The 3977-nt window shown below is 63.3% G+C and carries 3 protein-coding genes; 2 read left to right on the top strand and 1 reads right to left on the bottom strand.

From position 1 onward, the window contains the following. Positions 1-2725: valine--tRNA ligase (locus VEK15_22115; GenBank protein HXV63412.1), on the bottom strand; the 2725-nt coding region annotated here is incomplete at its 3' end. A 49-nt stretch (positions 2726-2774) separates the two neighbouring features. Between VEK15_22115 and hflK the strand changes: the two genes are divergently transcribed. Together hflK and VEK15_22105 are read left to right on the top strand one after the other, a co-directional pair. Further along, a complete protein-coding gene (hflK, locus tag VEK15_22110) occupies positions 2775-3779 on the top strand; it encodes an FtsH protease activity modulator HflK (protein ID HXV63411.1) in 1005 nt (334 codons plus the stop codon). Further along, positions 3776-3977: SPFH domain-containing protein (locus tag VEK15_22105; GenBank protein HXV63410.1), on the top strand; the 202-nt coding region annotated here is incomplete at its 3' end. The genes hflK and VEK15_22105, both read left to right, overlap by 4 nt.

The following is a 3977-nucleotide window of genomic DNA, read 5'->3' as shown; positions in this document are numbered from 1 at the left end:
AGAGGCTGTCGTTCCACTGGGGCGAGGCGGCCAGGCCGGCGTAGAGCGCGGCGAGGAACTGCTGGCCGAGCATCGGGTGGTGCGGCGGGTGATCGTCGTTGGCGTCGAACGCGGGGTCGACGAACGCGACCGTCCCCGCCGGACGCTCACGAACGACGTCGAGCGCGGCGAGACTCGCGAGCGCGATCAGAACCGGTTTGGTCTCGGCGAGATGACCACTGAGGGATCCGTTGAGAGTCTTTACCGAAACGTTCAACTTCACACCGTGGGCGAGGCGGGCGTTGGCGCGACTCGTGCGAACCCGATTCACGACTCGCTGAAGAGCCTCGAACTCGGTCTCGAGCTCACGGTCGGGTACCCGGTCCGCTTTGGGAGCGCGCTCGAGGATCAATAACTCGGACTCCGGCCGAGCGCCGAGCCAGAGTCCCTTGGCATCCATCGCTTCCTGAAGTCTTCCCCAGATCTCCTCGGTGATGAAGGGCGTCACCGGGTGGAGCAAGCGCAAGATATCGGCCAACGTCACGCCGAGCGTGTGAGCCGCGCGTCGCGCCGCCGAAGGGTCTTCGCCGCTCATGCGGGCCTTGGTGAGCTCGAGATACCAGTCGCAGTAGTCGTTCCAGACGAAACGATAGAGGGCCTGGCCGACGGGGGCGAAATCGAACCCGTCGAGCGCGGCGCGGACTTCCCCGATCGTCGAGGCGGTGCGAGAGCCGATCCAGCGATCTTCGACGGCGGGCTCCGACTCACCCGCGTCCACGTCGGGCACGGTCTCGAGGGAGAGGAGAACGTAACGGCTCGCGTTCCAGAGCTTGGTGATGAACCGGCGGCCGATGTCGTTGAATCGCTGGAGGGACAGCCGCATTTCCTGACCTTCGGAGCAGGAGGAGACCAGGGTGAAACGAAGAGCGTCGGCGCCGATCGCCTCGAAACCGTCAGGAAAACTCCTCGCGGTGCGCTGCAACAGCTCTTCCATGTTCTCCGGGCGTGCCTCGTAGATCGGTTCCTTGAGATCCTCGGCCGTGGCCCCGTCGATGACCGCGAGGGGATCGATGCCATTTCCCTTGCTCTTGCTCATGACGGCGCCCCGCTCGTCGAGCACCGTCGGGTGGATGTAAACGTCGCGGTAGGGGAGCTCCCCCTTCATCTCCAGGGCGGCGAAATTCATCCGCGCGACCCAGAAGAAGATGATGTCCTTGCTGGTCGAGAGCACGCTCGTGGGAAAATAGCGCTCGAGGTCCGGCGTCTCGTCAGGCCATCCGAGCGTCGTCATCGGCCAGAGCCACGAGCTGAACCAGGTGTCGAGGACGTCGGGGTCCTGCTGCCATTGGTCGGGATTCCGGCGAGCGGGCTCGGGCGTGTCCAGATCGACGAGGATCTCACCGGTCTCGACATGGTGCCAGGCGGGAATGCGATGGCCCCACCAGATCTGGCGGCTGATCGTCCAGTCGCGAATGTTCGTGAGCCAGTCGTAATAGATTTTTTCCCAGCGCGAGGGATGAAACGAGAGCTGCCCGTCGCGCTTCTTCACCCAGGTTCCGTCGGAAAGCTCGTAGCCGCTCGCCGCGAGCGCTTTGGCGGCCAGGGGTTTCATCCGGACGAACCATTGATCCGAGAGCCGATATTCGATGAGCGCTCCCGAGCGCTGCGCGCGGCCAACCGGAACCATGCGCTCTTCGACTTTCTCGATGAGCCCCTCCTCCTGGAGAGCCCGGACGGCCTCGCGACGCGCCTCGAAACGGTCGAGTCCCCGAAAACGCTCGGGCACGACGTCGTTCATCGATGCGTCGTCGTTCATGACGTCGACGGGTGAGAGGCCGTGGCGGTTTCCGAGCTCGAAGTCGTTCGGATCGTGCGCGGGGGTGATCTTGAGACATCCCGTTCCGAACGAACGGTCCACGTAGTCGTCGGCGATTATGGGGATGATGCGCCCCTGGAGCGGCAAGCGGACGTTTCTTCCCACGACCGCGCGGTAGCGCTCGTCCTCGGGGTGCACGGCGACGGCGACGTCACCGAACATCGTTTCCGGCCGCGTCGTTGCGACCGTCAAGGATTCGATGCCGTTCGCCGGCTCGACGAGCGGATAGCGGATGTGCCACAGGTGGCCCGGCTCCCCGCCGTCCCTGGTGTTGACCTCGTCATCCGAGAGCGCGGTGCGATCGACGGGGCACCAGTTGACGATGCGCTTGCCGCGGTACAGCAGGCCACGGTCATAGAGGGCCTTGAAGACGACACGGACGCCGCGTGACGGCCCTTCATCCATCGTGAAGCAGGTTCGCCGCCAGTCGCACGAGCAGCCCAGCTTTTCGAGCTGCTTCAAGATCATGTCGCCGTATCTCTGCTTCCACTCCCAGACTCTCTCGACGAACTTCTCGCGCCCGAGCGACCGGTAGTCGATTCCCTCGGCATCCAGATGTTTGCGGACGACGGTCTGAGTCGAGATTCCTGCGTGATCGGTCCCGGGCACCCAGAGGGCATCGTAGCCGTCCATGCGCTTGTATCGGATGAGGACGTCCTGAATGGTGTTGTTGAGCGCGTGGCCCATGTGGAGCCGCCCGGTGACGTTCGGCGGCGGGATGACGATGGTGAAGCGAGGCTTTCCCGCCTCCGTTTCCGAGCGTGGCTTCCCGGCCGGATCGTAGACGCTGTCAAAAGCGCGTTTTTGGCGCCACAGCTCGTAAATTCGCTTCTCGGTGCCCGCGAAGTCGTACCGCGTGGGTAGTACCATTCCCGGGATTTTACTCGATGCGATAACCTACCGGCGCAAGGAGGCAATCATGTCATTTGGAGGAAGCGGACGAGGACCGTTCGATTTCGACGCATCCCGCATGCCGCGCGTCAACATGCCCCGGCTGTCGCCGCGGGGCATGGGTGCACTGGTCATCGCGATCCTCGCCGCCGTGCTGCTCTATAAAGGCGTTTATCAAGTCGCGACCGACGCCCAGGGAGTCGTGCTCCGCTTCGGCCGCTTTGCTCGCGTGACCGAGCCGGGGCTCCATTTTCTCATTCCGTTCGTCGAGAACGTTTACGAAGTGCCGGTCCAGCGCCAGCTCAAACAGGAGTTCGGCTTTCGGACCACCCAGCCTGGGGTGCGCAGCCAGTTCAGCCGTGAGGGATTCGACGACGAGTCCCTGATGCTGACCGGCGATCTCAACGTCGCCGTCGTCGAGTGGATCGTGCAGTACAAGATCAAGGATCCGCGGGACTATCTCTTCAACATCCGCGACGTCGAGTCGACGTTTCGCGCCATGGGTGAAGCGGCGATGCGGGAAGTCGTCGGGGACCACAGCGTCGACGAGGTCATCACCACCGGCCGAGCCAGCATCGCCCTTCAGGCAAAGAACATACTCCAGGAGCTCTGCGAGCGGTATGGGGCGGGGATCGACGTCCAGCAGCTCGTTCTCCAGGACGTGACCCCGCCCGATCCCGTCAAGCCGTCTTTCAACGAGGTCAACGAAGCCATCCAGGAGAAGGAACGCCTCACCAACGAAGCTCTGGCCGAGTACAACCAGGCCATACCGCGTGCTCGAGGCGAGGCCCAGCGGCTCATTCAGGAGGCCGAGGGCTATGCCGCCGCTCGCGTCAATCGTTCGGTCGGTGAGGCCGGTCGCTTCGAGGCGATCTACGAGGAGTACCGCAAGGCGCCGAGGGTCACGCGGAATCGCATGTATCTCGAGATGCTGAACGACGTTCTTCCGAAGCTGGGTAGAAAGGTCATCGTGGACGAGGAGGGCACGTCGGTCTTGCCGCTTCTGAATCTACAGGGGGAGGTGAAGCAATGAATCGAATCGCGGTTCTCATCGTTCTTTTTCTCGTCGTGCTCGTCCTCCCCGGCGCGCTCTACACCCTCAACGAGACCGAACAGGCCATCATTACCCAGTTCGGCGATCCCGTGGGAGAGCCGATCACCGAGCCGGGCCTTCACGTGAAAGTGCCTTGGATCCAGGTCGTGAATCGTTTCGACAAGCGATGGCTCCAAT

Source organism: Vicinamibacteria bacterium (assembly GCA_035620555.1).
Classification (GTDB): Bacteria; Acidobacteriota; Vicinamibacteria; order Marinacidobacterales; family SMYC01; genus DASPGQ01.
This window is presented reverse-complemented; position numbering and strand designations above follow the sequence as displayed.